We start from the raw sequence: 24,762 nt of genomic DNA on the forward strand, positions 1-24,762 counted from the left end.
CCAGCTAAGTTATGTCTTCCCTATTTCATTGCCTTTGTTTCCTGGAGTTTTCATGAACACCGCCGCATTGCGCGAGCAGATCCAAACAGCCCAACAGCACGAAAAAGAAACCGGACTGCTGACTCGTCAGCTGGAAAGCAAGCTGCCTCATCTACACCCGGCGATCCAATTGCCGGAGAACGACGCCAATGGCGTGTTGACGCGTTTTGTCAGCGCTTACATTGACGAAGTTCCTGATCTGCTGGATGCAGCCAATGAAGTCGCCAGGGAAGCGGGTATCGAGTCACAGATCAAACCGGTGTTGAAAATTGCCGAACAGTACTTCCTCCAGCCGCCGGCGATCATGGCCGGGCACGTCGGGCTCGACAGCCTGCTGGATGAAGCCTATCTGGCGCACCGCTTTGTCGAAGAGGTCAACGACCTGTACATCAAGCATTTTGGCCAGCCACTGATCCCCTTGGACATGACTGTCGCCAACCTGATCGCTCACCAGTTGATCGGTGAGGAATTTGCCAACCAACTCGATGAGGTCGTGCATCACGCCTTCGACGAGATGCTGAGCGAAGAGAGTTTCGCGCTGGAGTCGGTGGAAGCCTACCGCGAGAAGCTCAGCAGCCCGGAGACTGGCGCTGCGTGGAAGCGCTGGCCGTGCATGTCCCGCCGCTTGGGCGTGGGCCTGGAGCTGGATCAGACAGTCGCCTGATCCAACATAGATCGTGTGGGAGTGAGCCTGCTCGCGATAACGTTGTATCAGTCGACAACAATGTTGAATGATCAATTGTCATCGCGAGCAGGCTCGCTCCTACAGGTTTATTAGCCCGCCGCACCTATGCCAGTGTTAGTCCGTACTCGTCCCTCGAGCCTGCGCTTCAACCCTCGCGACTCAATCAACAACTTCGAGCCCTTGGCCGCATTCGCCCGGCCCCATTCTTCCAGCAATTCCAGACACGAGTGGTCGATGTAGCTCAGGTTATTGAGCGGTACATGCACCGTCGCGCCCTCGGGAATGGTCCCCAGTACCTTGGTCAGCGCCGGCACTTTGAGAAAGGTCGCCGCCCCTGCCAGACGCAGTTCCATTTCCCCTGCTTCAGGCAAATCGATCAGGTTGATTTTAAGCCGTGAAGCCTTCAATGCCAGCTTCACCAGTGTCAGGCCGAAGCCGATCAATACACCGGTCAGCAGGTCCGTGAAAACGATGGCCAATGCGGTGGCGGCATAAGTGAACATTGGCATCCGGCCATAGCGTCCCAAGCCGCGAAAGGCCTTCAGATCCACCAATTTGAAACCGGTGTACACCAGAACACCTGCCAGACTGGCCACCGGAATGCTTTGCAGCACACTCGACAGCAACAACACGAACGCCAACAACCACAGGCCGTGGAAAATCGTTGAGTAACGAGTGGTGGCGCCGGCCTGGACATTGGCCGAGCTGCGCACGATCACACCTGTCATCGGCAATGCGCCGAGCAGGCCGCAAAGCATGTTGCCGACGCCTTGCGCCGACAACTCCCGGTCGAAGTCCGAACGCTGCCCGCTATGCATCCGGTCGACCGCGGCAGCCGACAGCAGGGTTTCGGCACTGGCAATGAAGGCCACTGCAAACGCGGCGATCAGCAGGGTAGGGTCCGCCAGGTTGAGCAGGTCGGCCGGTCGTAGCCAATCAATGGCTTCCGCCAGATTGGCCGGCACTTGCACCCGTTTGACCTGCAGCGACATGATCAGGCTGGCGGCGGTGGCAAGGCCCACGCCGAGCAGCGCACCGGGAATGAAACGCAGGGAATGCGGGCGTAGTTTTTCCCACAGCCACATGACGGCGATGGTCGATAACCCCAACAGACCGGCCTGCCAGCCTAGGGATGGCAGCGCCTGGGCGACGGCGGCGGGGAAAGTCGCGAGGTTATCCAGCCCAGACGGTTTTGGCGCTGCATCGAGCATCACATGCACTTGTGAGAGGACGATTAACACCCCAATACCGGCAAGCATGCCGTACACAACGGCGGGTGCCGTCACGCGGAACCAGCAGCCCAGTTTCAAGCGACCGGCCACCAATTGCAGAAAACCGGCGAGTAGCAAGATCGGCCCGAGCATGGCCACGCCGTGCTGGCGTACCAGTTCGAAGACCAGCACCGCCAAACCGGCGGCGGGCCCGCTCACTTGTAACGGCGAGCCGGCCAGCCAGCCGACTACCAGGCCACCGATGATCCCGGTGATCAAGCCTTTGGCTGGCGGTAGCCCTGAAGCGATGGCAATGCCCATGCACAGCGGTAGGGCGACCAGAAACACGACCACAGAAGCGAGCAGCTCCCGTGGCAAAACAGCTTTGATTTGCGCAGCACGCATGATGATTCTCCCGAAGTTTTCTTCAGGCATGGCGAAGCCAGGCTGCCTGATCGGCAGCCTCGACTTGTCCACACGGATTTAGGAGGTTTTAGAAGCGCGCTTTGGGCGTCGCCACCGGAATGGGCAGGCTGCCATTGAGCGGCAGGAAACAACCCTGATCGGCGTCGTAAGCTTTTATCTCGCTGGTTTCGATGTCGTAGACCCAGCCATGGATGAACAGATGACCGTTCGCCATGCGCGAGGCTACCGAGGGATGGGTGCGCAAGTGCTGCAATTGAGCGATGACATTTTCCTCAGTGAGGATATGCATGGTCTCGTTTTCGTCGGCGCAGTTGCAGTTGTCGTGCACCATGGTTTTGGCGACTTCCGCATGCCGTAGCCAGGCTTTGACCGTGGGCATTTTTTCCAGGCTGTCTGGGTTGAGCACTGCCCGCATCGCGCCACAATCGGAGTGGCCGCAAATGATGATGTGCTGCACGCCCAGCGCTAGCACCGCGTACTCGATGGCGGTGGAAACGCCACCATTCATCTGCCCGTAAGGCGGTACGACGTTGCCGACATTGCGGGTCACGAACAGGTCGCCGGGCGAGCTGTGGGTGATCAGTTCAGGCACGATGCGCGAGTCGGCGCAGGTAATGAACATCGCCCGTGGCTGTTGCGCCGTGGCGAGTTTCTTGAAGAGTTCTTCCTGCTGTGGAAAGACCTCATGATGAAAATGCAAAAAGCCGTCAACGATATGCTTCAACGCTGCATCGGCGGTTTCCGCCTCGGGTTGGGTGGAAGCCGACGCAGCCAACGGCTGTTTATCCTTGTCACTCATGATTCATCCTCTTTGGCGGAGTCAGGGAATTACCCGTGTAGTCCGGTATGAAGCCAGTGGCTGTATAAAAAACATCCAGGTCGAAGACCTCGACCCGTCAGTCACTCGATGAACAAGGTAGCGGCCGAATCTTAACTCAAACTGAATAAAGCGCTCTAGAACGTGTGTTCCAGGTCACAAAAAACGTGACTGGCCTAATCTTTGAGCGCGTTCTTCAATACTCAACGATAGGCCAATTGTCCTCAAATCAGTGACATTTGGCGACCCGGCGGACAAAAGGCTTCGCAGTCCAGATTGAAACCCTCCCGGTGGTTGAGCCCCAGGCGTCTGATAGCTTTGGCAAAGCGCATTGCCAACAGTTCAGCAAAGGGACCTTCGCCACGCATTCGTGCGCCAAATCGGCTGTCGTAGAGCTCACCGCCACGGCTCTGGCGGATCAGGCTCAGTACATGCGCCGCACGTTGCGGGTAGTGAGCGAGCAGCCATTCCTCGAATAACGGGGCCACCTCCAGTGGCAGGCGCAGCATCATGTAAGCGGCACTTTGCGCGCCGGCCGCCTGGGCTTCGGTGAGCAGGCTTTCGAGTTCGCTGTCGTTGATCATCGGAATCATCGGTGAACACAGCACGCCCACCGGAATACCCGCCTCGCGCATCACTTTGATCGCGCGCAACCTGGCCTTGGGCGCTGCGGCACGCGGTTCGAGGATGCGTTTGAGTTCATCGTCGAGGGTGGTCAGGCTGATCATCACCGCCACCAATCGTTGCCGGGCGAGTTCGGCCAGCAGATCGAGGTCGCGCAAGATCAACGAGCCTTTGGTGACGATGGTCACTGGATGCCGGTACCGCAGCAGCACTTCGAGGGTTTGCCGGGTGATCTTGTACTCACGCTCGATCGGCTGATACGGATCGGTATTGGAGCCGAGGTTAATCGGCGCGCATTTATAGCCGCGTTTGGACAGTTGTTGTTCCAGCACATCCACGGCGTTGGTCTTGGCGATCAGCTTGGTTTCGAAGTCCAGTCCGGGCGACATGTCCCAATAGGCGTGACTGGGCCGCGCATAGCAATAAATGCAGCCGTGTTCACAGCCGCGATAAGGGTTTATCGAGCGATCGAAAGGCAGGTCTGGCGAGTTATTGCGGGTGATGATGGTTTTCGCCGTCTCGATGCGCACTTCCGTGCCTTGAGTCACAGGGACTTCCTGATACCAACCGTCATCCTCGGCCACCGATTGATTCGGGGCGAAACGATTGTGCGGGTTGCTGGCGGTGCCACGACCGCGGGGAGGGAGAGGAGTGGCCATCGACGGAATTCCTGGGTCTGTATATTCATACAGTATCCGAGCTTGCACGCAACGACCAGTACCGTTCAGCCTCTGATGCAGGTCGTTTTATTCGAGACGGGTAAAAAACAAGTTAGACGCAAATTAAAGAAACATATAGAACATGGATGACTTTAACTTTCGATCGTATATTCATTTCTCCAAGCAGTACTAATAACCACAAACGAATAAAAGGAATTATTCATGTCTTTCTTCAATCAGCGCGGTATTTTTCTTCAACTGATGCAGCCAGGTCCATCAGAGCCTAATACACTGGTTTCGTTGCAGCTTGCCCGCAAGGAGTTAAGTTGGGATGCAGAGAATCAACAGCAAGTTGAAGCTTTGGTGGACTCGGTATTTTTCAATGCTGTTTCTACTGATCGTGGTAACTCTTTCAGTATCAGTGGCGTTGGCAAGGATGTAGACGGTGACGGCGATATCGATGCCGACGATAAAGCCAAGCTAGAGGCTTTGGCAAAGGCTTTTGCGGCGATCGTCAGTCCGTGATTTCAAGCTGAGTACCCGACCTGTTGTTAAGGTCATGATCGGGTGCACGTGGCGTTCATCGCGTGCACTTTAAATGGCTGCAAGGATAAAACATGTCTGATTTACTAACGTCAGGGATATACCTCCAGAAAATAGAGGAAGTCGATGACATCCAAATCAAGATATTTATCATGAGGAATGTCGATACGCTCGTGTCAGGTCAAATCGATTGCTTTAAAAATTCTACACCTTTGACATTGCATATAAAGGAAGAGGGGAGAGCGTTAAAACTTGATTTCGACCCTTGGTCCGATATCAATGTGACGCCGGACAGCAGTATCGATCAGAAAGATATTGACGCGATAACAGCGCTCGCGCTTGCTTATTACCATCAATCAACGATCGGTCTCGAGAACGCAGCATACTTACGCCATCTATCCACCGGAGAGCTCAATCAAATCGTGATCGAAATGTGGGACGCGGGCGAGCATCCACACCCGCTTTCTATTTTCGATGCCTTTGATGCAATAAAGCGCAAGGACGACCCGGACTTCTACATAACGAAATTCGATGAGGAAACGCGCGATAGGATAGAGGTGGGGGATGATCTGCAGTCGTTAGCCCACGCGTTTATCAAGCTGAAGCTATAAACATGGTCTTTTGAACGAGGCAGGACGACCGATTTTTTCGCCGGCCGTGCTGCTTCACGTTTCTTTGACAGAGTGCTCACGACCCTTTGACCGCGAGGGAATCAAGCTCGGCGGGAATATCCAAGCCCTCTTCCATGATGGTCGCCCGAGCATGTCCTTACTGCGCTTTTTCCCTGCGATGTGTATTTCGCTGGTCGCTTTGTTCAACCTCACACCTGCACTTGCCGACAACAGTGTTTCTGCTCGCCCGACAGACTGGGCGCAGCCAGTCGGGGTTCAATACAACCTGTTCCAGATGTCGTCGACACTGTACCGCAGTGCATTGCCGGACAGCGGGGCATTGCCGTTGCTGGAAAAACTCAAGGTCGGCACGGTGATCAGCTTTCTGCCCGAGTCAGACGCGAGCTGGTTGTCCACGGCAAAAGTCACGCAGGTCCATTTGCCTTACCGAACCAACCACGTCGATGACGCCGATATACTCAATGCCCTGCGTACCATTCAAACCGCCGAAGCCAACGGCCCGGTGCTGATGCACTGCAAACATGGTTCCGACCGGACCGGACTGATAGCGGCCATGTACCGGGTAGTGGTGCAGGGTTGGAGCAAGGAAGAGGCGTTGAACGAAATGACTCAGGGCGGTTTCGGTGACAGCACACATTTCAAGGATGGGGTGCGTTACATGATGCAGGCCGATGTCGACAAACTTCGCACGGCGTTGGCCAACGGTGATTGCAGCACCAGCCCGTTCGCGGCGTGCTCGATGAAAAACTGGTTTCAGTCCGCCCATCTCCAGTAGTCGCGCCTTCCACTGCATTGCACAGTGGAAGGCGCTTTCGACTCAGGACTGTTCGTCTGTTTTCTTTTTCAGCTTAGGGTTCGGGAAAAACTGCACAGCCTGAACCTTGGTATCCGCGACCTTCAGGGCGGAAGTATTGACCCGCGTGCCCAGTTCCTTGGGCACCGACAGGCCTTGTTCATTGAGCGTGTCGGAGTAACCGCAGGCCACGCACTCGCGATGCGGCACGCTGTCCTCGTTCCACATCATCAACTTGTCCGGCTCGCTGCAGGCCGGGCAAACCGCCCCGGCGATAAAGCGTCGTTTGGTAATCACGGGACCCTCACTCATGCTGCCGCGTCCTCACTCAGGCCGCTGTGGCGCAAGAGTGCGTCAATCGACGGCTCACGGCCACGGAAGTCGACGAACAGCACCATCGGCTCCTGAGAACCGCCTCGCGCCAGGATCGCTTCACGGAACGCGCGACCGGTGTCCGCGTTGAGCACACCTTCTTCTTCAAACTTCGAGAACGCGTCGGCGGACAGTACTTCAGCCCATTTGTAGCTGTAGTAACCCGCGGCGTAACCGCCCGCGAAGATGTGGGCGAAGCTGTTGGGGAAACGGTTGTAGGCCGGCGGACGCATGACCGAAACCTCATCGCGTATGCCTTCGAGCACTTGCAGCACACTGCGGCCGTCGCCATGGGTGGCATGCAGTTCGAAGTCGAACAGCGAGAACTCCAACTGGCGGACCATCATCAGGCCGGACTGGAAGTTTTTCGCCGCGAGCATTTTTTGCAGCAGGTCCTGCGGCAGTGGCTCGCCGCTTTCGTAATGACCAGAAATCAGTGCCAGGCCTTCAGGTTCCCAGCACCAGTTTTCCATGAACTGGCTCGGCAACTCGACCGCATCCCAGGCCACGCCGTTGATGCCGGAGACACCGGCATGCTCGACGCGGGTCAGCAGGTGATGCAGGCCGTGACCGAACTCGTGGAACAGGGTGGTCACTTCGTCGTGGGTCAGCAGGGCAGGTTTGCCGCTGTCGGCCGGGGTGAAGTTGCACACCAGGTTAGCCACCGGGCTTTGCAGCACACCGTCAGCGGTGCGACGACGATCACGGGCACCGTCCATCCAGGCACCGCCGCGCTTGTTGGCGCGGGCATAAAGGTCGAAGAAGAATCGGCCGACGTGTTGGCCGTTTTCCTTGATTTCGAACAGGCGAACATCCGGGTGCCAGGTGTCGAAACCTTTTTGCTCGGCGATCTCGATCCCGTACAAGCGTTGCACGATAGCGAACAGGCCGCTTAGGACTTTGTCGATCGGGAAGTAAGCGCGCAAGGCTTCCTGGGCAACGCTGTAACGCTGCTCGCGAAGTTTCTCGCCGTAGAAACCGCTGTCCCAGCTTTGCAGATCCGGGCAGCCTTGTTCGGCGGCGTACGCCTTGAGCTGTTGCAGGTCCTGGGCGGCGAACGGCTTGCTGCGTTGAGCCAGGTCGCGCAGGAAATTCAATACCTGATCGCTGGATTCGGCCATTTTGGTGGCCAGGCTCAATTCCGAAAAACTGCCGAAGCCCAGAAGCTTTGCCAGCTCCTGACGCAGGTCGAGGATTTCTTCCATGACTGGGCCGTTATCGTTCTGACCGGCATTCGGGCCTTGGTCCGATGCGCGGGTGCAGTAGGCGGCGTAGACTTCTTCGCGCAATGCACGGTCGTGGGCGTAGGTCATCACCGCGTAGTAGCTCGGGAATTCCAGAGTGATCAGCCAGCCATCCAGCTCTTTGGCTTGCGCGGCGGCAGCCATTTGCGCCTTGGCCGAATCGGTCAGGCCGGCAAGGGCCGCGTCATCGGTGATGTGCTTGGTCCAGGCTTGGGTGGCGTCGAGCAACTGGTTGGAGAAGCGGCTGCCCAGCTCGGACAATTTGCTCTGCACTTCGGCGTAACGCTTCTGCTCGGCTTCCGGCAGGTCGATACCCGACAGACGGAAGTCACGCAGGGCGTGTTCCAGTATGGTTTTTTGCGCGACGTCGAAACCGGCGGCTTCCGGGCTGTTGGCCAAGGCTTCATAGGCCTGGAACAGTTCACGGTTCTGGCCCATTTCAGTGGAGTAGGCGCTCAAGGCCGGCAGACATGACTCGTAGGCTTCGCGCAGTTCGGCGCTGTTGCACACGGCATTCAAGTGGCTGACCGGGCTCCAGGCGGCGCCCAGGCGATCGTTGAGCTCGTCCATCGCCAGCACCAGGCCGGCCCAGGTCGGTTGTTTGCCCTGGGTCTTGAGGATCTCGATAATGGCGGCGCGGTTGTCAGCCAGGATCTGTTCAATGGCCGGTTGCACATGCTCGGCACGGATCGCGGAGAACGGCGGCAGGTCGTAGGACTGCAAAAGAGGGTTGTTCACGCTCACGGTTGGCACCTTGGCTGGAAGAAACATGCAGCCATCTTAATTACAATCGACGTTCACCGCAGCTATCAGCAACAGAGAGAAACCCTATCGTGAATCTTCGCAAGTATCAGAACCACACGCCGCTGCTGGGCAAAGGCGCTTTTGTCGACCGCTCGGCGGTGGTGATCGGCGACGTCGAAATCGGCGAAGACAGCTCGGTATGGCCGTTGACGGTGATCCGCGGCGACATGCACCGCATCCGCATCGGCGCGCGCACCAGCGTGCAGGATGGCTGCGTGTTGCACATCACCCATGCCGGACCGTTCAATCCTGACGGTTTCCCGTTGCTGATCGGCGATGACGTGACCATCGCCCACAAAGTCATGCTCCATGGCTGCAGCGTCGGCAGTCGGGTCTTGATCGGCATGGGCAGCATCGTCATGGACGGTGCTGTGGTCGCCGACGATGTGATTATTGGCGCCGGTAGCCTGGTGCCGCCGGGGAAGCGCCTGGAAAGCGGGTTCCTGTATGTCGGTAGCCCGGTGAAGCAGGTCCGGCCGCTGACTGACAAGGAACAAGCCTTTTTCACCTACAGCGCGGCGAACTACGTGAAGCTCAAGGATCTGCATCTGGCTGAAGGCTACGACCACATCTGAAAACGTCTCGCTATTGCCCAGGAATTTTCATGCATTACCAAACCGTTCTGTTCGACCTCGATGGCACCCTCACCGACCCGCGTGAGGGCATCACTCGTTCGATTCAGTTTGCCTTGAGCAAGCTCGGCATCGATGAGCCTGACCTGACCAAACTCGAACATTTCATTGGGCCGCCGTTGTTGCAGGCCTTCATGCAGTTCTATGACTTTGATGAGCCGAAGGCCTGGGAAGCGGTGAATTTTTACCGTGAACGTTTCAAAGTCACCGGCCTCTACGAAAACCGCGTGTTCGAGGGTGTCACACCACTACTCGAAACCCTGGGTGGACAAGGGCGACAGCTTTACATCGCCACCTCCAAGCCGTGGGTGTTCGCCCGCGAAATCGCCCGGCATTTCGACTTTGCCAAGCACTTCAAAGTGATTTACGGCAGCGAACTCGATGGAACCCGGACCAATAAAGTCGAGCTGATCGCTCACCTGATGGCCGAGGAAGGCCTGGACCCGGCCAATACGCTGATGATCGGCGATCGCAAGCACGACCTGATCGGTGCGCGTAGCAATGGCCTGGACGCGGCGGCGGTAGGGTACGGGTTTGGCAGTCGGGATGAGCTGAGCGCTGAAGCACCGGCCTATCATTTTGAAACGCTGGACGAGATGCATCAGGCGTTTTTGCAGCGCTAGTCCGTACGCCATCGCGGGCTTGCCTGCGATGAGGACCTATCCGCCACTGATGTTCTTTGATTCCGACAACACTTTGAGCGCCACTTTGCGCTCATCTACCGGCAACGCCCCCAGCTTTTGGGCAGCCGCATAAAATTTCACCCAATCGCAGCCCTCCTGCTGGAACAGCGCAGCAAACGCCGGCACCCACTGATCATATAAACCGAACGGCAACAACCGGGCATTGTTCATCGGCGCATTGATCCAGGCGTCGTAACGTTTGTCCCCGGCCCATTTGCGGTCTCGCATCTGACGGTATTCGCTGCGCATATGCTCGAACTCCGCCGCTTTGCGCTGACGCATTTGCTCGAGTGCCAGCGGCTGGGCGTATAGCGTTTCCAGACGCGTGCGGGTGTTCAGGATTAACTGAGTGAACTGATCCCGCTGTTGTGCCTGCGTACCGTTGTCTGCCGGGAGGCCGCGATAGGCGCGCCACTGGCGAGTGCCTTGCTGTTCGATGAAGGTGGCAAAGGACTCATTGAATTCGGTGTCGTCCTTTACATACACGCGCTGATGCGCCAATTCGTGAAAGATCAGCGTCGCCAGGCGTTCGTCACCCCAACCCATCATCGAACTTATGATCGGGTCGTTGAACCAGCCCAGCGTTGAATACGCCTCGACACCACCAATTGTCACGTCCAGGCCTTGCAGACGTTGCAGCGCCGCTTCACCACGCGCCGCACTCTGGCTGTAGTAGCCGCGATAGGCCACGCAACCGGCAATGGGGAAGCAGTGATTTTGCGGCTTCAGGGAAAATTCCGGCGTGGCGAATACGTTCCAGACCACATAAGGGCGGCCAATGTCAGCGTATAAGCGGTAACTCTGATTGTCCGGCAGGTGAAGCTGTTGGCTGGCGAATGCCCGGGCCTTTTGCGATTCAGCCAAGTGCGCACGCAGTTTCTGATCGCGCTGGGGATCGGCTATCACACCGGAAACCGGCTCTCGTGCCCGCAGCAGTTGCAGCTGGCCACTGGCCAACTGGCTGTAGTAGCTGACGCTGGAACAACCGTTGAGCAACAAAAGCAACACACCCGGAAACAAAACGCGCAAAACGCGATCAAGTAACCCAAGGCTTGGACGCGGCCTGATCAAAATAAAAAATCTCTGGAGAGTCTGCTCGCAAGACTATCCCGCTTGACTGGAGCTCCGCTATGCGCAAGTTGATGCTGACGGGAGGCCTGCTGATGCTGGCCGGTTGTGCCGGGTTCGGATTACCTCATCATGATCCGACGCAGGCATGGATCGATCTGGATTCGCATCAGGAAGACACGGCTTTGTTGGCGATGGAGGTGGACAATAAAGCAGCCACCGACAAACGATATTTTGAGGTGCAACCGGGCAGCCATGAGCTGACGGTTCGCTATCAGTTCCCGGTGCAGCCCACCAACATCGGTCCGGATGCCGAGCCGCTGTGGCGTGATTGCCAGATGAACGTGAAATTCAGCGGTTTCAACGCCGGTGAGCGTTATCAACTGCAAGCGGGGAACATCGGTTTCCGGCCATGGGCCAAGCTTTACGATCAACAGCGAAAAGTCATTGGCCAAGCCACACCGGCAGGCTGCCAACGCACCTGATCAGCGCTATTCTGAGTATTCAGACTTCGGGATGCTCATCATGCGCAGGTTGATGCTGTTACTGACCGCCACTGCGGTGGCTGGCTGTTCGGCGCCGATGCCGGCAGCCAATCCGCAAATGGCGTGGGTCGACTTCTCAACGCCTTTCCCAAACGATAAGTTGCTGATGGCCGAGCGGTTGGACAATCAGCGGTTGCGCGAAGGGCGTTACTTCCAGGTGACGCCCGGCAGCCACGAGCTGACGGTGCGCTTTGACTTTGAGGTGCCTGGCGGAGGGGCGGACTTGTTCAGCGGTTCCACGGAACGGCTGTGCTACATGATCATCAAGTACGATCACTTCGAAGCCGGGCAGCGTTATGTGCTGCAAGCTCGCTCCATGGCATTCACTCCGGAAGCACGCCTGTATAACGCCAAACGTGAAATTGTCGCCGAAGAGCGCCAGATCAACTGTGTGCCGTGAGGCCGGTCAGCGATCATTCTTCTGGTAGATGATTTTTTTGGTACCGCCTTCGCACGAACCCACGACCATATTCTGATCGTGCACTTCGTCATTGGTGACGATTTCCAGGGTGTAGGACGTAACGCCTCTGGCCTGAATCTTGGCTTCGATTTCGGCCTTGAGTTCTTCACAGGGTTTGGGTGCGGCAAGGGCTGATGTGGCCAATGCGCAACAGATAACCGCCAAGGCAAAACGTTTCATGGTTGAAGCTCCTTGAGGCAGCGCGCATGGGGCATGCGTTTTTGCTGCTGTCATTTATTCGACCATAGTTTTGTCAGCCTTGTTTTGTTTCAAGGCAAAAAAGATCGCAGCCTGCGACAGCTCCAGCAGATTCACTCTGCCTTTGTAGGCGCTGGCGAAGGCTGCGATCTTTGACTCCGGATTAGTTCACCAACGTCGCATCCAGGCTGATTTTTGCATTCAGCACTTTGGACACCGGGCAACCTTCCTTGGCTTTGTTACTCAATTCCTCGAACTGCGCCTGGCTCGCGCCCGGAATCTTGGCTTTGAGGATCAGTTTCACGGCGGTTATTGCAAAACCGCCATCCACCTGGTCCAGGGTGACTTCGGCATTGGTATCGATACTGTCAGCCTTGAGGCCCGCGTCGCCGAGGATCATGGAAAACGCCATGGAAAAACACCCCGCATGTGCGGCGCCGATCAGTTCTTCAGGGTTGGTGCCTTTGCCGCCTTCGAAGCGCGCCTTGAAGCCGTAAGGTGCTTCCCGGAGCACGCCGGTTTCCGTGGAAATCGAGCCGATGCCGGTTTTCAGATCACCTTCCCAATGGGCCGATGCTTTTTTGATGATAGCCATGCCTGTCTCCTCCAAGATCCGGCGCGAAGGATCGCGCCTTTGTGGTTTTGGTTCGCTAGGGTTCTGAGGATAGACCGAGACGCAAAGTTCACCTCATCTGATCGGTCCGCTTTTTTGGTAGGAATTTTCCCGGTGCTATTGAAACTCGGGTATATGCCCTCATTGCATGAAACACGCTTTTGGATTCGGCAGGTTTTCGTTCGCGAGCAAAACCTGCGCCCTCAATTGGAGAAGCAGGTTTATGAAACGACTGTCCGATATCAAGTTCTCGACCCTCGATCTGGTACCCGTGCGGGAAAACGGCAGCGCAGCCCAGTCGCTGCGTAACTCGCTGGACCTGGCGCAACATGTCGAAAAATTCGGCTACCACCGTTTTTGGGTCGCCGAACACCACAACATGGATGGCATCGCCAGCTCCGCGACCTCGGTGTTGCTGGGGTATCTGGCAGGCGGGACGTCGACCATTCGTGTCGGTTCGGGTGGGGTGATGTTGCCTAACCACGCGCCACTGGTGATTGCTGAACAGTTCGGCACCCTGGAAAGTCTGTATCCAGGGCGGATCGACCTGGGCCTTGGGCGTGCGCCGGGTTCGGACCAGATGACCGCCCGTGCGCTGCGCCGCGAGCGCTCCGGCAGCGCCGACGACTTTCCCGAGGATGTAGCAGAACTGGTGCGTTACCTCGGCCCTCGCACACCGGACCAGCGCGTTATCGCGATGCCGGGCACCGGTACAAATGTTCCGATCTGGCTGCTGGGTTCCAGTTTGTTCAGCGCGCAACTGGCAGGTGAACGGGGTTTGCCTTACGCCTTCGCGTCCCATTTCGCACCGCGCTTCATGCACGAGGCGATTCGCGTCTACCGCAATCACTTCAAGCCTTCTGCAGTCCTGGACAAACCCTACGTAATGCTCGGCGTGCCGCTGGTGGCGGCCGACACCGACGAGCAGGCCGATTATCTGGCCACTTCAGTGTTCCAGCGTATTCTGGCCCTGATGCGTGGTCAGAGCCTGGTGCAACGCCCACCGGTAGAAACCATGGATGGCTTGTGGCTGCCCCATGAGAAAGCCGCAGTGCAGGATTTTCTGGGACTGGCCGTGATTGGCAGCCCGCAGAAGATCCGGGCGAAACTGGACGTGCTGATCGAGCAGACTCAGCCCGATGAGCTGATTTTTACCTGCGACCTGTACGAACATGCCGATCGCCTGCATTCCTACGAACTGCTGGCGCAAGTCATGAAGGGCTGATTCCAGGAGGACAGCGATCACCTTGGCGCTCATTTCCCCGTAGCAGCAGGCTCCGCCAGCTGCTACAGGTCGTGATCTAGCAAGTAAAAAAGCCGACGTCATGGACGTCGGCTTTTTATTGGCTAAAGAAATCAGGTTATCGCTTGTAGACGATGACCTTGGTGCCGCTTTCACAGGTGCCGACGACTTGTCCGCCGGCCGCGGCGCCTTTATCGACGATTTCCAGCGAATACCCGGAAACGCCCTTGGCATCCAGTTTTGCCGCGATTTCAGCTTTGAGCTCTTCGCAAGACTTACCGGCGGCGAACGCGGTGCCTGCAAGGCTCAATAAACCCATCGCTAAAATAAACTTCTTCATCAGTCGCATCCCCGGTCGGATCAAAGGGGCGTCCAGCATTGGCCGGACGCACTTATGTAGCGCTTTGCCATTCCCTATGGCAATCGGCCAGCGCGCAAGTTCAGAAGACAGGCCGAGACTCAGCTGCTGGCAATCCGGAATCCGACTTTGAGTGTCACCTGGAAGTGCGCAGCCTTGCCGTCCTTGATATGCCCACGGGTTTCGGTCACCTCAAACCATTCCAGGTGTTTGATGCTTTTGGCCGCTTCAGCCAGGGCGTTGTTGATCGCATCTTCAATGCTGCTGGTGGACGAGCCAACCAGTTCGACTTTCTTGTAGGTGTGATGGTCAGACATGGCGTTCTCCTATGGGTGTGAAATACAGCCTAGCAGTGAATTTCCGTCTTACTTCTGTCGGTCTATCCGACAAGGAAGTTCACATTTACTGCACTTTCTCGAGCCACTGAAGTCCCAACCAACACACGCCACTCATCAACAATGCAGGAGAGCCACCATGGCCAACAGCTCGTTACGTAAAGCCTCATTGCAAAGCATGGAAGCGGAGATCGAGAGTCTGCTCAAATCCTTGGAAAACCTGAAGGACGACGCCTCGGACGAGTCGCGTAAAACCCTCAAGGTACTCAAAGGCAACGCCGAGAACGCATTGCGGCATTCGCGCCATCTGCTCTCCGATGCCTATGAAGAGGTCAAGGTCAAAACCCGTGAGACTGGCATTGCCACTCGGGACTACGCGCAGGAACACCCTTGGACGACAGCGGGTGTTGCCGTGGGCGCTCTGGGCCTGTTGGCGGCTTACTTGCTGTGTAAACGCGGCGACTGATCCGTCTGGCGCAGCTCATTTTTGAGCCATTGCGCCAGTTGCCGGGCGCGCCCGTCTGCGGCGCGCTTGGGTAGCCACAACGCCAGATGTGCCGGGGTTTCACTGAAGCCCCATGGCGCCACCAAGCGACCTGCCTTCAAGTCTTCGATCACCAGCGGCTCCGGGGCAATTGCCACGCCCAGACCCGCCACGGCCGCTTCCAGTAAATAATACAAATGTTCGAAACCCTGCCCGTACTTCAACGCCTTGGCGTCGAGGCCGCTTTGTTGTGCCCAACTGGGCCAGGCTTGCGGGCGTGAGGTGGTGTGCAGCAACGATTCGTTGAGCAGGGCGGTAGGCGCTGCTGTTTGCAGGCGTTCGTAACCGGCGAACCGCGGGCTCATGACCGGGCCGATCCGTTCGCTGGCCAGCTCGAAAACTTGCATGTCGGCGGGCCAGGGCGGTTCGGCAAACACCAGCAAGGCATCCAGGCCCGGGCGACGCGGATCGAGATCGCCTTCGCCGGCTGACAGGTGCAAGCGCAGATCCGGCAGGTCGGCATTCAGCCGCCCCAGGCGCGGAATGAACCAGCGAGCCAGCAAGCTTCCGGAGCAGCCCAGCACGAATGGCGCATCGGCGGTGCTTTGCGTGAGTTCTGCGCAGACGGTACGCAAGCGTTCGAACGCTTCAGCACTGGCGTCACGCAACCGTATCCCGGCATCTGTGAGTTTAAGGCCGCGACCATCCTTGATGAAAAGGCTCACACCGAGATGTTCTTCAAGCACCTTCAACTGACGGCTGACTGCGCCATGGGTGACGTGCAGCTGTTCCGCCGCCTGACTGACACTGTTCAGGCGAGCTGTGGCCTCAAATGCGCGAAGGGCGTTGAGCGGGGGAAGGTCGTGGCTCATTTTATCTGTGAGTTTTCCTGACAGGTTGCGGCGATCTTATCGGTTTTCAGGTCGGGACGTCAGGGGTAGAGTGGACCCCACTGACTCTTTATGCACCCCTTCACGCATTCAACTGGAGCGCCCAAATGACCCAGACTAATCTGCGCAACGGCCCTGACGCCAACGGCCTGTTTGGCGCGTTCGGCGGCCGTTATGTCGCTGAAACCCTGATGCCGTTGATCCTCGACCTGGCCCGTGAATACGAAGCAGCCAAGGAAGATCCGGCATTCAAAGAAGAATTGGCCTACTTCCAGCGCGACTACGTCGGACGCCCAAGCCCACTGTATTTTGCCGAGCGCCTGACCGAATTCTGCGGTGGTGCGAAGGTTTACCTCAAGCGCGAAGAGCTGAACCACACCGGCGCGCACAAGATCAACAACTGCATCGGCCAGATCCTGCTGGCGCGGCGCATGGGCAAAAAACGCATCATCGCCGAGACCGGCGCTGGCATGCACGGCGTGGCAACCGCCACCGTGGCGGCACGTTTTGGCCTGGACTGCGTGATCTACATGGGCACCACTGACATCGAACGTCAGCAGGCCAACGTATTCCGTATGAAGTTGCTGGGCGCCGAAGTGATCCCGGTCGTAGCCGGCACCGGCACCCTGAAGGACGCGATGAACGAAGCCCTGCGTGACTGGGTGACCAACGTCGACAGCACTTTCTACCTGATCGGCACCGTGGCCGGTCCGCACCCGTATCCAGCCATGGTTCGCGATTTCCAGGCCGTCATCGGCAAGGAAACCCGCGACCAGCTGCAAGCTCAGGAAGGCCGCCTGCCGGACAGCCTCGTGGCGTGCATCGGTGGCGGTTCCAACGCCATGGGCCTGTTCCACCCGTTCCTCGACGACAAGAGCGTGGAAATCATCGGTGTGGAAGCCGCGGGTTACGGCATTGAAACCGGTAAACACGCGGCCAGCCTGAACGGCGGCGTACCCGGGGTGTTGCATGGTAACCGTACCTTCCTGCTGCAGGACGACGATGGCCAGATCATCGACGCCCACTCGATCTCCGCTGGCCTGGACTACCCAGGCATCGGCCCGGAACACGCCTGGTTGCATGACATCGGCCGCGTTCAGTACACCTCGGTGACCGACGACGAAGCCCTCGCCGCGTTCCACCAATGCTGCCGCCTGGAAGGGATCATTCCTGCCCTGGAAAGTGCCCATGCCCTGGCTGAAGTGTTCAAGCGCGCACCGAACCTGCCGAAAGATCACCTGATGGTGGTCAACCTGTCCGGCCGTGGCGACAAAGACATGCAGACCGTGATGCACCATATGGAACAATCGCAGCAGGAGAAACACTGATGAGCCGCCTGCAAACACGTTTTGCCGAACTCAAGGAACAGAACCGCGCCGCCCTGGTGACTTTCGTCACCGCTGGCGACCCGAGCTACGACACCTCGTTGGCCATCCTCAAAGGCTTGCCGGGCGCTGGTGCCGATGTGATCGAGTTGGGCATGCCCTTCACCGATCCAATGGCCGACGGCCCGGCGATCCAGCTCGCCAACATCCGTGCATTGGGCGCCAAGCAGAACCTGGCGAAAACCCTGCAAATGGTCCGCGAGTTCCGCAAGGACAACAATCAAACTCCGCTGGTGCTGATGGGTTACTTCAACCCGATCCACATGTACGGCGTGCCACGCTTCATTGCCGATGCGAAAGAGGCCGGTGTCGATGGCTTGATCGTGGTCGACATGCCGCCTGAGCATAACGGCGAACTGTGCGATCCGGCTCAAGCGGCGGGCATCGACTTCATCCGCCTGACCACGCCGACCACCGATGACGTGCGCCTGCCAACGGTGCTCAACGGCAGCTCCGGGTTCGTGTATTACGTGTCAGTGGCCGGTGTGACCGGCGCTGGCGCGGCCACGCTGGAGCACGTCGAAGAAGCGGTCGCTCGTCTGCGTCGCCATACCGATCTGCCGATCAGCATCGGTTTCGGTATTCGCACACCGGAGCAAGCGGCCAACATCGCGCGTCTGGCCGATGGCGTGGTGGTCGGTTCGGCATTGATCGATCACATCGCCAATGCGACGACACCGGAGCAGGCAGTCGATGGCGTCTTGAGCCTTTGCTCGGCGTTGTCCGAGGGCGTGCGTAAGGCTCGCGTCAGCTGAAGGTAAAGTTCCTGATACAGAGGAATTAGAGCCTTTCGGCACAGACTAATCAGCAAGACCGAGGGCTTCAGGACTACGTTCTGAAGCCCTTTTTGCTGTGTGTGTTGTGAGGAATACCCAATGAAAATGCCGAAACGTCTGATTGCCAGCCTGGGTGTGCTGATGCTCAGTGCGACCCCCTTGCTGCACGTCAGCGCCGATCAACGCGACGATCACGACCACGGCGGGCCGCAACAAGGCCATTACGATAACCACGACAACGATCATCGTGACGGACACGACAATCGTCGCGGTGGGCCGCCGCCACGGGATTTTGGCCCGGTGCGCCAGACGATCCACGACCATCATGACTATTTCGTTCGAGGTGCGCCGCCGCCTCCTGGCATTCATCTGGAGCGCGGTCGGCCACTGCCCCGTGGCTATTACGGCGAACGCCTGGACAACCGCGCGCTGAGTCGGCTGCCGTACTACCCCGGATACGAATGGCGCCGGGCAGGTGGTGATGTTGTGTTGATCGCGGTGGGAAGCGGGATTGTTTATGAGGTATTGCAGGGGGTTCTTTACTGAGACGCGCATAAAAAAGATCGCAGCCTGCGGCAGCTCCTACATGAAAATGCGTCCCCTGTAGGAGCTGCCGCAGGCTGCGATCTTTGTTTTTACAACCTCAAGGCAACTCCAAGCCACCTGATGCTTTGTGCAGCTTGCGCAGATGTTCGCCGATTTGTTTCACGTTGGCTTCGTTGGCAGCCATCTCGGCCGCGCGCGCTGGCTCGAGCAGTGCCCTGACTTCCTTGTCCAGATCCCCGGTCAGCGCCTGAAGCTGCTTCTGTCGCAGGCTGGTTTCCGACTCCAGACGCTGCCACTCATTGGGCTGCGGCAAACCATATCCACCGCTACCGAGCAGTTCTGCCGGACGGCTGAGGAAGCCGCTGTTGTCGAGAATCTGCCTCAGTGTGGCGTTAGCCTTGTCCATTCCGCCGTTCTTCAGTTCTCGAGCGCCGAGATAGCGCTGCTTGACCTCGTCCTGAGCCAGCAACAACTGGCGCCGAAAACTCGCCTGTTCCAGTAGTAGCAGGGCGGCGCTGGTGCGCAAATCAGCCTGTTCGAACCAGGTGCGGCGTTCTTCGGCCTTCAAGTCCAGCCAGTCTTCGACGGTGTCCTGTTTGACCGGCATGTTCTTTTTCAGCACCTCGAACATCGCTTGATAGCGATCGCGGAAGGAGTCGAACCGATAGCCCAGACGCAACGCTTCCCGCGGATCGTCCAGCACACTGGTATCCGCCATTTTCCGGCCCTTCAGCACTTCCAGCAGGCCGTTGGGCATGATGTTGTCCAGAGCGACCAGTTTCGAATTGTTGGTGCCGCTGCGCAGCAGCTTCAGCTCCTCCACGGCGCAGTTGTTGGACAGGAAGAAGTAGTTGCCGTCGTAGCTCCAGTGCATCTCGGCGGCTCGTTCCACTACGCCTTCGATCTCGCTACGCGACAGGTTCAGCGGCACGGACGCCAGGCTGCGCAGTTCGGTCTTGGTGTATTCATCAATGACCTGAGCCAGCGGTAACACAAACAACCGTGATGGATATTTACCGACCAGGCCGTCCCAACTCGATAGCTGCACATCGCCGACAAAGGCTCGGTACGACAGCACCAGATGCTGGTCCAGATCCAACCGACAATCCGGACCTCTTGGCCGGCCCGGGGCGCAGATCACCAGGCGCAACATGCTGTGGCCCCAGCGGCTGACCCAGTTCTGGTTCGCTTCGGCCAGCAGATAGTCGACGGCGTAAACGCGCTCCGGATCGACCTGGCCCAGTGGCGTTTTGGCAAAATCGTTGCCGGCATTGAGAAAGGCAAAGGTTTTGCCGCAGTCGCCTTTAGCGGCTGGCGCCCAACCAAAGTGCTCTTTGTAATAGCGGTAAAGCGCGGGACGACGGCAGGCGTAGCTCGGGTCGAGGAGGAAATACTCCATGTTGACCGCGACGAACTCTTTGGGGCTGCTGGTCTCGTAGATGTCCGGGCTACGGGCGATCTGGCGGTTGTGCTGTTCGCGCTCGCCGCGACGACCGACGTATTGCGGCCAACCGGCGAGATCGAGCAGGCGCGGATCGTCGCTGAGGGTAAAGCGCCGGCCGGACTGGCCTCGGCATTCATCAGGAATACCGATCAGCCCCGCGCTGCTGTCCAGTCGGGTGCATCGTTGAATCAGCTTGCGCTCCGCCTGCGGCCACAAGCGTGAGCGGTCATAGATGTGGGTCAGTTCATGCAGCACCGTAGCGAGCATTTCCCGCCGCACAGTGCCATGGGGGCGATTGGTCTTTTTGGTCGCCGCGCTACCGTCAGTCAGGCTGGCCAGCAGGTTGCGGTTCAAATCGAGCTCTGACACCGGTGATGCCTGGCCATAGGCGTTGGCGGGCATGTCATCGGTCCAGCCGACGTCGATTCGCCGGTCGAGCAGCTTGATGAACTGCGGCGGCAACGCCTGCATGGCTTCATCCAGCAATGCCTGGCTGGCCTGCTGTTGTGCGGGGCTCAGGCCTTCGGTCTTCAAGTGGAGTTCAAGGTCGGCGTGGGCCATGTTGCCGAGCAGCAACATGGCCCCGGCCAACAGCCAGGCTGCTGGAGACCTCACAGTGCGAGGATGGCTTCAGCGAGATCCTGATCACTGGCGTCTCGGGCTTCCGGAACGCGGGTGCGCAGCAAATTGAGTGCCGACTCCAGGTGTGCACCACGGATGTCTCCGTTGCTGGCGACGAAGCTGGCGGCGTCGTCCTGAGCTTCGCGGACGATTTTCGAGTCGCGAATGGACGTGGTGGTATCGGACGTGAAGTCCAGTGTGCGCTGGGTCGCGCGGATAAGAATGTTACTGGTGGCAACCAGGGTATGGGCCTGGGCCACATCGGCCAACAACAGCAGGCCAAGGGTGGCGGCAATCAGCGGGTTACGCATGGAACGACTCCGGAGAACTGGGGATAACTATTGGACGAGAATTGCCTGTGCCAGTTCAAGGTCGCTGGCATGAAGTTTTGGCTGGGTCCGGCGCAGGTAAGACAGGGCCGATTCCAGTTGTGCGCCTCTCAATTGGCCGTCACTGGCGATGAATGCCGAGGCATCATCCCGGGCGGCAAGCAGCAGTTTATGGTCGAAGGGCGCGGAGGTCACCAGGCTTGTGGCGTAACCGCTGGCCACAGTGCCCTGGGTCGACAGATTGAAAGCGTCAAAAGCATGGGCCGAGCCCGCGCAGGTGGCCGCAAAAAACACAGGGAGGATGAATGATTTTGAAAGAAAACGCATGAGACTCGACTATTGAAAGTGAGCCCCAAGGCTAGCGTAACCCCCGGTCTAGAGCCAGCCTGGAAACATTGGGACACGCTGGGCGTGCCCCAAATCCGCGCAGACGCTTAGATCGTCAGGATCGCCTGGGCCAATTGTGCATCGGTAGCGTTGAGCTGTGGCGACTGGTGCCGAATGTGGTCCAGCGCGCTTTCCAGTTTTACTCCGCGAATCGCGCCTTGACTGGCGACAAAGCTGGCGGCGTCGTCACGGGCCGCGAGCACGATCTTGTCGTCTTTAAACGAAGACGTGACGTCGGAGGTCGCATCGGATGTGGCTTTGAGTGCACCGACGACTGCATCGGTGGTCACGATGAAGCTGGTGGCGTGGGCATTGGCAGCCACGGCAAGCAGGGCTGCAGCGCTGAGCAGACGAAGGCGTGTCATGGTGTAACTCCTTTGGATAAACCGGATTGAGAGGTGGCGCAGTATCTGATGAATCAGACGCCAGACACTCGGCATTCGCCACGTTCTGATTTGATAGTAGGCCGGAGTAGGGCGGTTCGAACAGTCTTGGAGAAAAAACACTTAACAGTGGCGGGTAGGAACATTAAACGCCAGCATCTAAACTGTACCAGTCATGTTTGTTTTTAGTAAAACTGTACTGTTGTGTGTTTTCCGAGGGCCTGAAACGACAAAACCCGTCGTGATTTCTCACGACGGGTTCTGCTTATTCAATTCGGGTTGCTGGCGGTGGACCTGCAGGTCAGAGCCAGCGACGCTAACTTAGCGCCAGAACGGCTTGCTCAGCTCTTCGTAGCGTTGTGCTTCGCTAATCCCGGCGTCAGCCAGCAGACGCGAATCCAGACGGGCCAATTGGTGGCGGCTGGAGATGCGGCGCTGCCACAACATCAGGTTGGCGATAACGCGCAGAGGCATGGAAGCCTGGGTTTTTGCAGCAGTGTCTTCGAAGAACAGTTCGGAACTGAGTGTACGTTCCATGGTTGACATCCTTCCGCTTGTGGCGGGATTAGGTAGTGGTTTAACTGGTGCCCATGATCCTCTCGTTTGCCTAGTCTCTGTAGATACAGTTCATCTGTATTGTGAGAGCTCAGTTAACTGTTTATAGGGGGTGTACTGGTCGAAATTGAGGCAACTGTACCTGTCTGCTCCATTAGGGTGCATTTTTGACGTTTTGGTACGGATTTGTAGGATGTTGCGGTAGGAAATGACCGGTACAGCAGTACAGTTTTTTCGAGATTAGGGTTGAACAATCACCTGCTGACGAAACTGTGTTTGCGTCAGCGGCGATCTGTACTAATTACACGGCGATCATTCGCCCGGTTTCTTCCAGGTTCATGTGCCAGCTCAGGGCTTCGCGCAAGATATGCGGGGTGTGCCCGCCCACGGCACAGGCGCTTTCAAAGTAGGTGTTCAATGCCTGCCGGTAATCCGGGTGCACACAGTTGTCGATGATGACCCGGGCGCGTTCACGAGGTGCCAAGCCGCGCAGGTCGGCCAGCCCGACTTCGGTGACCAGAATGTCGACGTCGTGTTCGGTGTGATCTACATGGCTGACCATCGGCACCACGCTGGAAATCGCGCCGCCCTTGGCAATCGACTTGGTCACGAAGATCGCCAGATGCGCATTGCGCGCAAAGTCGCCCGAGCCGCCAATGCCGTTCATCATCCGCGTGCCGCAGACATGGGTGGAGTTGACGTTGCCATAGATGTCGAACTCAAGCGCTGTGTTGATCCCGATGATGCCAAGGCGGCGCACCACTTCGGGGTGATTGGAGATCTCCTGCGGGCGCAGCACCAGTTTGTCCTTGTAGCGTTCAAGGTTACCGAACACGTCGGCATTGCGGCGGCTGGACAGGGTAATCGAACTTCCCGAAGCAAAGCTCAGTTTGCCTGCGTCGATCAGGTCAAACGTCGAGTCTTGCAGCACTTCGGAATACATCGTCAGGTCTTCGAAAGGTGAATTGATCAGGCCGCACATCACCGAGTTGGCGATCGTGCCGATCCCTGCCTGCAGCGGGCCGAGCTTATTGGTCATACGCCCGGCGTCCACTTCCTGTTTGAAGAAGTCGATCAGATGGTCGGCGATAGCTTGGGTATCGACGTCCGGTGGCAACACGGTGGATGGTGAATCCGACTGATTTGTGATCACGATCGCGACGATCTTTTCCGGCGGAATCGGGATTGCCGTGCTGCCAATGCGATCGTCGACCTTGACCAGTGGAATCGGTGTGCGAGTCGGACGATAGGTCGGGATATAGATGTCGTGCAGGCCTTCGAGATTCGGGTTGTGCGCCAGGTTGATCTCGACGATCACGTGTTTGGCGAAAATCGCGAAGCTGGCGGAGTTGCCCACCGACGTGGTCGGCACGATATGGCCCTGTTCGGTGATGGCCACGGCTTCGATCACCGCGATGTCCGGCAGCTTGAGCTGTTGGTTACGCAGTTGCTCGACGGTTTCCGACAGGTGCTGGTCGATGAACATCACTTCGCCGGCGTTGATCGCCTTGCGCAAGGTGCTGTCTACCTGGAACGGCATGCGTCGGGACAGCACGCCGGCTTCGGTGAGTTGCTTGTCGAGGTCGTTGCCCAGGCTGGCGCCGGTCATCAGGCTGATCTTCAGCGGCGTGACCTTGGCCCGCTCGGCCAGTGCGTGGGGTACGGCCTTGGCTTCGCCGGCGCGGGTGAAGCCGCTCATGCCAACGGTCATGCCGTCTTGAATCAGAGCGGCGGCGTCGGCAGCGCTCATCACTTTATCCAACAACGAAGGCAGGCGAATACGGTCACGGTACATGGATTGTTATCTCGGGCAACGGGTATCAGGACGCGCAGTCTAGTTAATTTCGCTAGCCCGTGTCCCGCTACCAAGGTCGCAAACGAGGCCTCTATTGCGCGGCTTTCAAGCAAAACACCGTTACGGTATCGGTAACAAATGAGCGGTTTGTCCGACGGTTTTCACAAACAAAAACGCCCCGAC

General features: G+C 57.9%; 30 protein-coding genes. 13 read left to right on the forward strand and 17 right to left on the reverse strand.

The genetic code is table 11. The features are described from left to right. The first annotated feature begins 52 nt into the window (after positions 1-52). Positions 53-703: a hypothetical protein gene (locus KVG88_RS17435; RefSeq protein WP_150704190.1), complete on the forward strand. Its 651-nt coding sequence runs from the start codon at positions 53-55 to the stop codon at positions 701-703. A gap of 110 nt (positions 704-813) precedes the next feature. Here KVG88_RS17435 and KVG88_RS17440 read toward each other — a convergent pair whose 3' ends face one another. From KVG88_RS17440 to KVG88_RS17450, 3 genes are all read right to left on the reverse strand, one after another. Next, a complete protein-coding gene (locus KVG88_RS17440; RefSeq protein WP_217872115.1) occupies positions 814-2,340 on the reverse strand; it encodes a SulP family inorganic anion transporter in 1,527 nt (508 codons plus the stop codon). 88 nt (positions 2,341-2,428) lie between these two features. Then, positions 2,429-3,160, reverse strand: a complete 732-nt coding sequence (locus KVG88_RS17445) for a carbonic anhydrase (RefSeq protein WP_150704192.1) — start codon at positions 3,158-3,160, stop codon at positions 2,429-2,431. A gap of 242 nt (positions 3,161-3,402) precedes the next feature. After that, entirely contained in the window at positions 3,403-4,461 is a 1,059-nt protein-coding gene (locus tag KVG88_RS17450; protein ID WP_217872116.1) for a PA0069 family radical SAM protein, read from the reverse strand. A 222-nt stretch (positions 4,462-4,683) separates the two neighbouring features. Between KVG88_RS17450 and KVG88_RS17455 the strand changes: the two genes are divergently transcribed. The 3 genes from KVG88_RS17455 to KVG88_RS17465 all read left to right on the forward strand — a co-directional run bounded on the left by KVG88_RS17455 (position 4,684) and on the right by KVG88_RS17465 (position 6,411). Continuing rightward, positions 4,684-4,986 carry a hypothetical protein gene (locus KVG88_RS17455; protein ID WP_150704194.1) on the forward strand — a complete coding sequence of 101 codons (303 nt, stop codon included), beginning with the start codon at positions 4,684-4,686 and terminating at the stop codon, positions 4,984-4,986. Positions 4,987-5,078: 92 nt separating this feature from the next. Beyond that, on the forward strand, positions 5,079-5,615 hold the full coding sequence (locus KVG88_RS17460; RefSeq protein WP_217872117.1) for a hypothetical protein: 537 nt from the start codon (positions 5,079-5,081) through the stop codon (positions 5,613-5,615). A gap of 151 nt (positions 5,616-5,766) precedes the next feature. Next, positions 5,767-6,411 (forward strand): phosphatase domain-containing protein, encoded by a 645-nt coding sequence (locus KVG88_RS17465; RefSeq protein WP_217872118.1) that lies wholly within the window; start codon positions 5,767-5,769, stop codon positions 6,409-6,411. Positions 6,412-6,453: 42 nt separating this feature from the next. Here the strand turns inward: KVG88_RS17465 and KVG88_RS17470 are convergent, their stop codons facing one another. Beyond that, complete coding sequence (locus tag KVG88_RS17470; protein ID WP_150704197.1) at positions 6,454-6,741, reverse strand: YheV family putative zinc ribbon protein; 288 nt, start codon at positions 6,739-6,741, stop codon at positions 6,454-6,456. After that, entirely contained in the window at positions 6,738-8,816 is a 2,079-nt protein-coding gene (gene prlC, locus KVG88_RS17475; protein WP_217872119.1) for an oligopeptidase A, read from the reverse strand. Before prlC ends, KVG88_RS17470 begins: the two co-directional genes overlap by 4 nt. Positions 8,817-8,878: 62 nt before the next feature. Here prlC and KVG88_RS17480 point away from each other — a divergent pair, with 62 nt between their 5' ends. After that, the gene (locus KVG88_RS17480; RefSeq protein ID WP_150704199.1) at positions 8,879-9,424 is read left to right on the forward strand and encodes a gamma carbonic anhydrase family protein; all 546 of its coding nucleotides are present in this window, start codon (positions 8,879-8,881) and stop codon (positions 9,422-9,424) included. A gap of 29 nt (positions 9,425-9,453) precedes the next feature. Beyond that, positions 9,454-10,104 (forward strand): HAD family hydrolase, encoded by a 651-nt coding sequence (locus tag KVG88_RS17485; protein ID WP_217872120.1) that lies wholly within the window; start codon positions 9,454-9,456, stop codon positions 10,102-10,104. 36 nt (positions 10,105-10,140) lie between these two features. On the opposite strand, the gene KVG88_RS17490 is transcribed toward KVG88_RS17485, so the two are convergent. Then, complete coding sequence (locus KVG88_RS17490; RefSeq protein WP_217872121.1) at positions 10,141-11,235, reverse strand: aminopeptidase; 1,095 nt, start codon at positions 11,233-11,235, stop codon at positions 10,141-10,143. A 59-nt stretch (positions 11,236-11,294) separates the two neighbouring features. On the opposite strand from KVG88_RS17490, the gene KVG88_RS17495 reads away from it, so the two are divergent. Continuing rightward, positions 11,295-11,717 (forward strand): PA0061/PA0062 family lipoprotein, encoded by a 423-nt coding sequence (locus KVG88_RS17495; protein WP_150704202.1) that lies wholly within the window; start codon positions 11,295-11,297, stop codon positions 11,715-11,717. A 40-nt stretch (positions 11,718-11,757) separates the two neighbouring features. Then, the gene (locus KVG88_RS17500; RefSeq protein WP_150704203.1) at positions 11,758-12,177 is read left to right on the forward strand and encodes a PA0061/PA0062 family lipoprotein; all 420 of its coding nucleotides are present in this window, start codon (positions 11,758-11,760) and stop codon (positions 12,175-12,177) included. Positions 12,178-12,183: 6 nt separating this feature from the next. Here the strand turns inward: KVG88_RS17500 and KVG88_RS17505 are convergent, their stop codons facing one another. Both KVG88_RS17505 and KVG88_RS17510 read right to left on the reverse strand, forming a co-directional pair. Next, a complete protein-coding gene (locus KVG88_RS17505) occupies positions 12,184-12,417 on the reverse strand; it encodes a DUF1161 domain-containing protein (RefSeq protein WP_150704204.1) in 234 nt (77 codons plus the stop codon). A gap of 181 nt (positions 12,418-12,598) precedes the next feature. Continuing rightward, positions 12,599-13,030 carry an OsmC family protein gene (locus tag KVG88_RS17510; RefSeq protein WP_150704205.1) on the reverse strand — a complete coding sequence of 144 codons (432 nt, stop codon included), beginning with the start codon at positions 13,028-13,030 and terminating at the stop codon, positions 12,599-12,601. A gap of 241 nt (positions 13,031-13,271) precedes the next feature. Between KVG88_RS17510 and KVG88_RS17515 the strand changes: the two genes are divergently transcribed. Continuing rightward, the gene (locus KVG88_RS17515; RefSeq protein ID WP_217872122.1) at positions 13,272-14,273 is read left to right on the forward strand and encodes an LLM class flavin-dependent oxidoreductase; all 1,002 of its coding nucleotides are present in this window, start codon (positions 13,272-13,274) and stop codon (positions 14,271-14,273) included. Between the two features lie 136 nt (positions 14,274-14,409). On the opposite strand, the gene KVG88_RS17520 is transcribed toward KVG88_RS17515, so the two are convergent. Together KVG88_RS17520 and KVG88_RS17525 are read right to left on the reverse strand one after the other, a co-directional pair. Then, positions 14,410-14,631 (reverse strand): DUF1161 domain-containing protein, encoded by a 222-nt coding sequence (locus tag KVG88_RS17520; RefSeq protein WP_150704207.1) that lies wholly within the window; start codon positions 14,629-14,631, stop codon positions 14,410-14,412. Between the two features lie 119 nt (positions 14,632-14,750). After that, positions 14,751-14,966 (reverse strand): dodecin, encoded by a 216-nt coding sequence (locus KVG88_RS17525; RefSeq protein WP_075947107.1) that lies wholly within the window; start codon positions 14,964-14,966, stop codon positions 14,751-14,753. 157 nt (positions 14,967-15,123) lie between these two features. Between KVG88_RS17525 and KVG88_RS17530 the strand changes: the two genes are divergently transcribed. Continuing rightward, complete coding sequence (locus KVG88_RS17530; protein ID WP_150704208.1) at positions 15,124-15,450, forward strand: ElaB/YgaM/YqjD family protein; 327 nt, start codon at positions 15,124-15,126, stop codon at positions 15,448-15,450. Here KVG88_RS17530 and KVG88_RS17535 read toward each other — a convergent pair. Continuing rightward, the gene (locus KVG88_RS17535; protein WP_217872123.1) at positions 15,423-16,340 is read right to left on the reverse strand and encodes a LysR family transcriptional regulator; all 918 of its coding nucleotides are present in this window, start codon (positions 16,338-16,340) and stop codon (positions 15,423-15,425) included. The genes KVG88_RS17530 and KVG88_RS17535 overlap by 28 nt on opposite strands. Before the next feature lie 125 nt (positions 16,341-16,465). Between KVG88_RS17535 and trpB the strand changes: the two genes are divergently transcribed. The 3 genes from trpB to KVG88_RS17550 all read left to right on the forward strand — a co-directional run bounded on the left by trpB (position 16,466) and on the right by KVG88_RS17550 (position 19,065). Next, positions 16,466-17,686: a tryptophan synthase subunit beta gene (gene trpB, locus KVG88_RS17540; protein WP_217872124.1), complete on the forward strand. Its 1,221-nt coding sequence runs from the start codon at positions 16,466-16,468 to the stop codon at positions 17,684-17,686. Continuing rightward, positions 17,686-18,498 (forward strand): tryptophan synthase subunit alpha, encoded by an 813-nt coding sequence (gene trpA, locus KVG88_RS17545; protein WP_217872125.1) that lies wholly within the window; start codon positions 17,686-17,688, stop codon positions 18,496-18,498. The genes trpB and trpA overlap by 1 nt, the downstream gene beginning before the upstream one ends. A 120-nt stretch (positions 18,499-18,618) precedes the next feature. Then, positions 18,619-19,065 carry an anti-virulence regulator CigR family protein gene (locus tag KVG88_RS17550; protein ID WP_150704212.1) on the forward strand — a complete coding sequence of 149 codons (447 nt, stop codon included), beginning with the start codon at positions 18,619-18,621 and terminating at the stop codon, positions 19,063-19,065. A gap of 97 nt (positions 19,066-19,162) precedes the next feature. Here KVG88_RS17550 and KVG88_RS17555 read toward each other — a convergent pair whose 3' ends face one another. The 6 genes from KVG88_RS17555 to scpC all read right to left on the reverse strand — a co-directional run bounded on the left by KVG88_RS17555 (position 19,163) and on the right by scpC (position 24,579). Continuing rightward, complete coding sequence (locus KVG88_RS17555; RefSeq protein ID WP_217872126.1) at positions 19,163-21,124, reverse strand: DUF7844 domain-containing protein; 1,962 nt, start codon at positions 21,122-21,124, stop codon at positions 19,163-19,165. Continuing rightward, positions 21,121-21,441, reverse strand: coding sequence for a DUF2388 domain-containing protein (locus tag KVG88_RS17560; protein WP_150704214.1), 321 nt, complete (start codon positions 21,439-21,441; stop codon positions 21,121-21,123). Before KVG88_RS17560 ends, KVG88_RS17555 begins: the two co-directional genes overlap by 4 nt. Positions 21,442-21,468: 27 nt before the next feature. Then, positions 21,469-21,786, reverse strand: a complete 318-nt coding sequence (locus tag KVG88_RS17565; protein ID WP_217872127.1) for a DUF2388 domain-containing protein — start codon at positions 21,784-21,786, stop codon at positions 21,469-21,471. Between the two features lie 107 nt (positions 21,787-21,893). Further along, positions 21,894-22,211 (reverse strand): DUF2388 domain-containing protein, encoded by a 318-nt coding sequence (locus tag KVG88_RS17570; RefSeq protein WP_217872128.1) that lies wholly within the window; start codon positions 22,209-22,211, stop codon positions 21,894-21,896. Positions 22,212-22,550: 339 nt separating this feature from the next. Then, a complete protein-coding gene (locus KVG88_RS17575; RefSeq protein WP_007902752.1) occupies positions 22,551-22,766 on the reverse strand; it encodes a DUF1127 domain-containing protein in 216 nt (71 codons plus the stop codon). A gap of 319 nt (positions 22,767-23,085) precedes the next feature. Then, a complete protein-coding gene (gene scpC / locus KVG88_RS17580) occupies positions 23,086-24,579 on the reverse strand; it encodes a succinyl-CoA:acetate CoA-transferase ScpC (RefSeq protein ID WP_217872129.1) in 1,494 nt (497 codons plus the stop codon). Positions 24,580-24,762 lie beyond the last annotated feature (183 nt).

The organism is Pseudomonas azerbaijanoccidentalis (genome assembly GCF_019145495.1).
GTDB lineage: Bacteria > Pseudomonadota > Gammaproteobacteria > Pseudomonadales > Pseudomonadaceae > Aquipseudomonas > Aquipseudomonas azerbaijanoccidentalis.

Excerpts from the sequence above, each read along its gene's own strand:
- KVG88_RS17435 (WP_150704190.1), top strand. The coding sequence starts at position 53 with ATGAACACCGCCGCATTGCGCGAGCAGATCCAAACAGCCCAACAGCAC.
- KVG88_RS17440 (WP_217872115.1), bottom strand. The coding sequence starts at position 2,340 with ATGCGTGCTGCGCAAATCAAAGCTGTTTTGCCACGGGAGCTGCTCGCT.
- KVG88_RS17445 (WP_150704192.1), bottom strand. The coding sequence starts at position 3,160 with ATGAGTGACAAGGATAAACAGCCGTTGGCTGCGTCGGCTTCCACCCAA.
- KVG88_RS17450 (WP_217872116.1), bottom strand. The coding sequence starts at position 4,461 with ATGGCCACTCCTCTCCCTCCCCGCGGTCGTGGCACCGCCAGCAACCCG.
- KVG88_RS17455 (WP_150704194.1), top strand. The coding sequence starts at position 4,684 with ATGTCTTTCTTCAATCAGCGCGGTATTTTTCTTCAACTGATGCAGCCA.
- KVG88_RS17460 (WP_217872117.1), top strand. The coding sequence starts at position 5,079 with ATGTCTGATTTACTAACGTCAGGGATATACCTCCAGAAAATAGAGGAA.
- KVG88_RS17465 (WP_217872118.1), top strand. The coding sequence starts at position 5,767 with ATGTCCTTACTGCGCTTTTTCCCTGCGATGTGTATTTCGCTGGTCGCT.
- KVG88_RS17470 (WP_150704197.1), bottom strand. The coding sequence starts at position 6,741 with ATGAGTGAGGGTCCCGTGATTACCAAACGACGCTTTATCGCCGGGGCG.
- prlC (WP_217872119.1), bottom strand. The coding sequence starts at position 8,816 with ATGTTTCTTCCAGCCAAGGTGCCAACCGTGAGCGTGAACAACCCTCTT.
- KVG88_RS17485 (WP_217872120.1), top strand. The coding sequence starts at position 9,454 with ATGCATTACCAAACCGTTCTGTTCGACCTCGATGGCACCCTCACCGAC.
- KVG88_RS17495 (WP_150704202.1), top strand. The coding sequence starts at position 11,295 with ATGCGCAAGTTGATGCTGACGGGAGGCCTGCTGATGCTGGCCGGTTGT.
- KVG88_RS17500 (WP_150704203.1), top strand. The coding sequence starts at position 11,758 with ATGCGCAGGTTGATGCTGTTACTGACCGCCACTGCGGTGGCTGGCTGT.
- KVG88_RS17505 (WP_150704204.1), bottom strand. The coding sequence starts at position 12,417 with ATGAAACGTTTTGCCTTGGCGGTTATCTGTTGCGCATTGGCCACATCA.
- KVG88_RS17510 (WP_150704205.1), bottom strand. The coding sequence starts at position 13,030 with ATGGCTATCATCAAAAAAGCATCGGCCCATTGGGAAGGTGATCTGAAA.
- KVG88_RS17515 (WP_217872122.1), top strand. The coding sequence starts at position 13,272 with ATGAAACGACTGTCCGATATCAAGTTCTCGACCCTCGATCTGGTACCC.
- KVG88_RS17520 (WP_150704207.1), bottom strand. The coding sequence starts at position 14,631 with ATGAAGAAGTTTATTTTAGCGATGGGTTTATTGAGCCTTGCAGGCACC.
- KVG88_RS17525 (WP_075947107.1), bottom strand. The coding sequence starts at position 14,966 with ATGTCTGACCATCACACCTACAAGAAAGTCGAACTGGTTGGCTCGTCC.
- KVG88_RS17530 (WP_150704208.1), top strand. The coding sequence starts at position 15,124 with ATGGCCAACAGCTCGTTACGTAAAGCCTCATTGCAAAGCATGGAAGCG.
- KVG88_RS17535 (WP_217872123.1), bottom strand. The coding sequence starts at position 16,340 with ATGAGCCACGACCTTCCCCCGCTCAACGCCCTTCGCGCATTTGAGGCC.
- trpB (WP_217872124.1), top strand. The coding sequence starts at position 16,466 with ATGACCCAGACTAATCTGCGCAACGGCCCTGACGCCAACGGCCTGTTT.
- trpA (WP_217872125.1), top strand. The coding sequence starts at position 17,686 with ATGAGCCGCCTGCAAACACGTTTTGCCGAACTCAAGGAACAGAACCGC.
- KVG88_RS17550 (WP_150704212.1), top strand. The coding sequence starts at position 18,619 with ATGAAAATGCCGAAACGTCTGATTGCCAGCCTGGGTGTGCTGATGCTC.
- KVG88_RS17560 (WP_150704214.1), bottom strand. The coding sequence starts at position 21,441 with ATGCGTAACCCGCTGATTGCCGCCACCCTTGGCCTGCTGTTGTTGGCC.
- KVG88_RS17565 (WP_217872127.1), bottom strand. The coding sequence starts at position 21,786 with ATGCGTTTTCTTTCAAAATCATTCATCCTCCCTGTGTTTTTTGCGGCC.
- KVG88_RS17570 (WP_217872128.1), bottom strand. The coding sequence starts at position 22,211 with ATGACACGCCTTCGTCTGCTCAGCGCTGCAGCCCTGCTTGCCGTGGCT.
- KVG88_RS17575 (WP_007902752.1), bottom strand. The coding sequence starts at position 22,766 with ATGGAACGTACACTCAGTTCCGAACTGTTCTTCGAAGACACTGCTGCA.
- scpC (WP_217872129.1), bottom strand. The coding sequence starts at position 24,579 with ATGTACCGTGACCGTATTCGCCTGCCTTCGTTGTTGGATAAAGTGATG.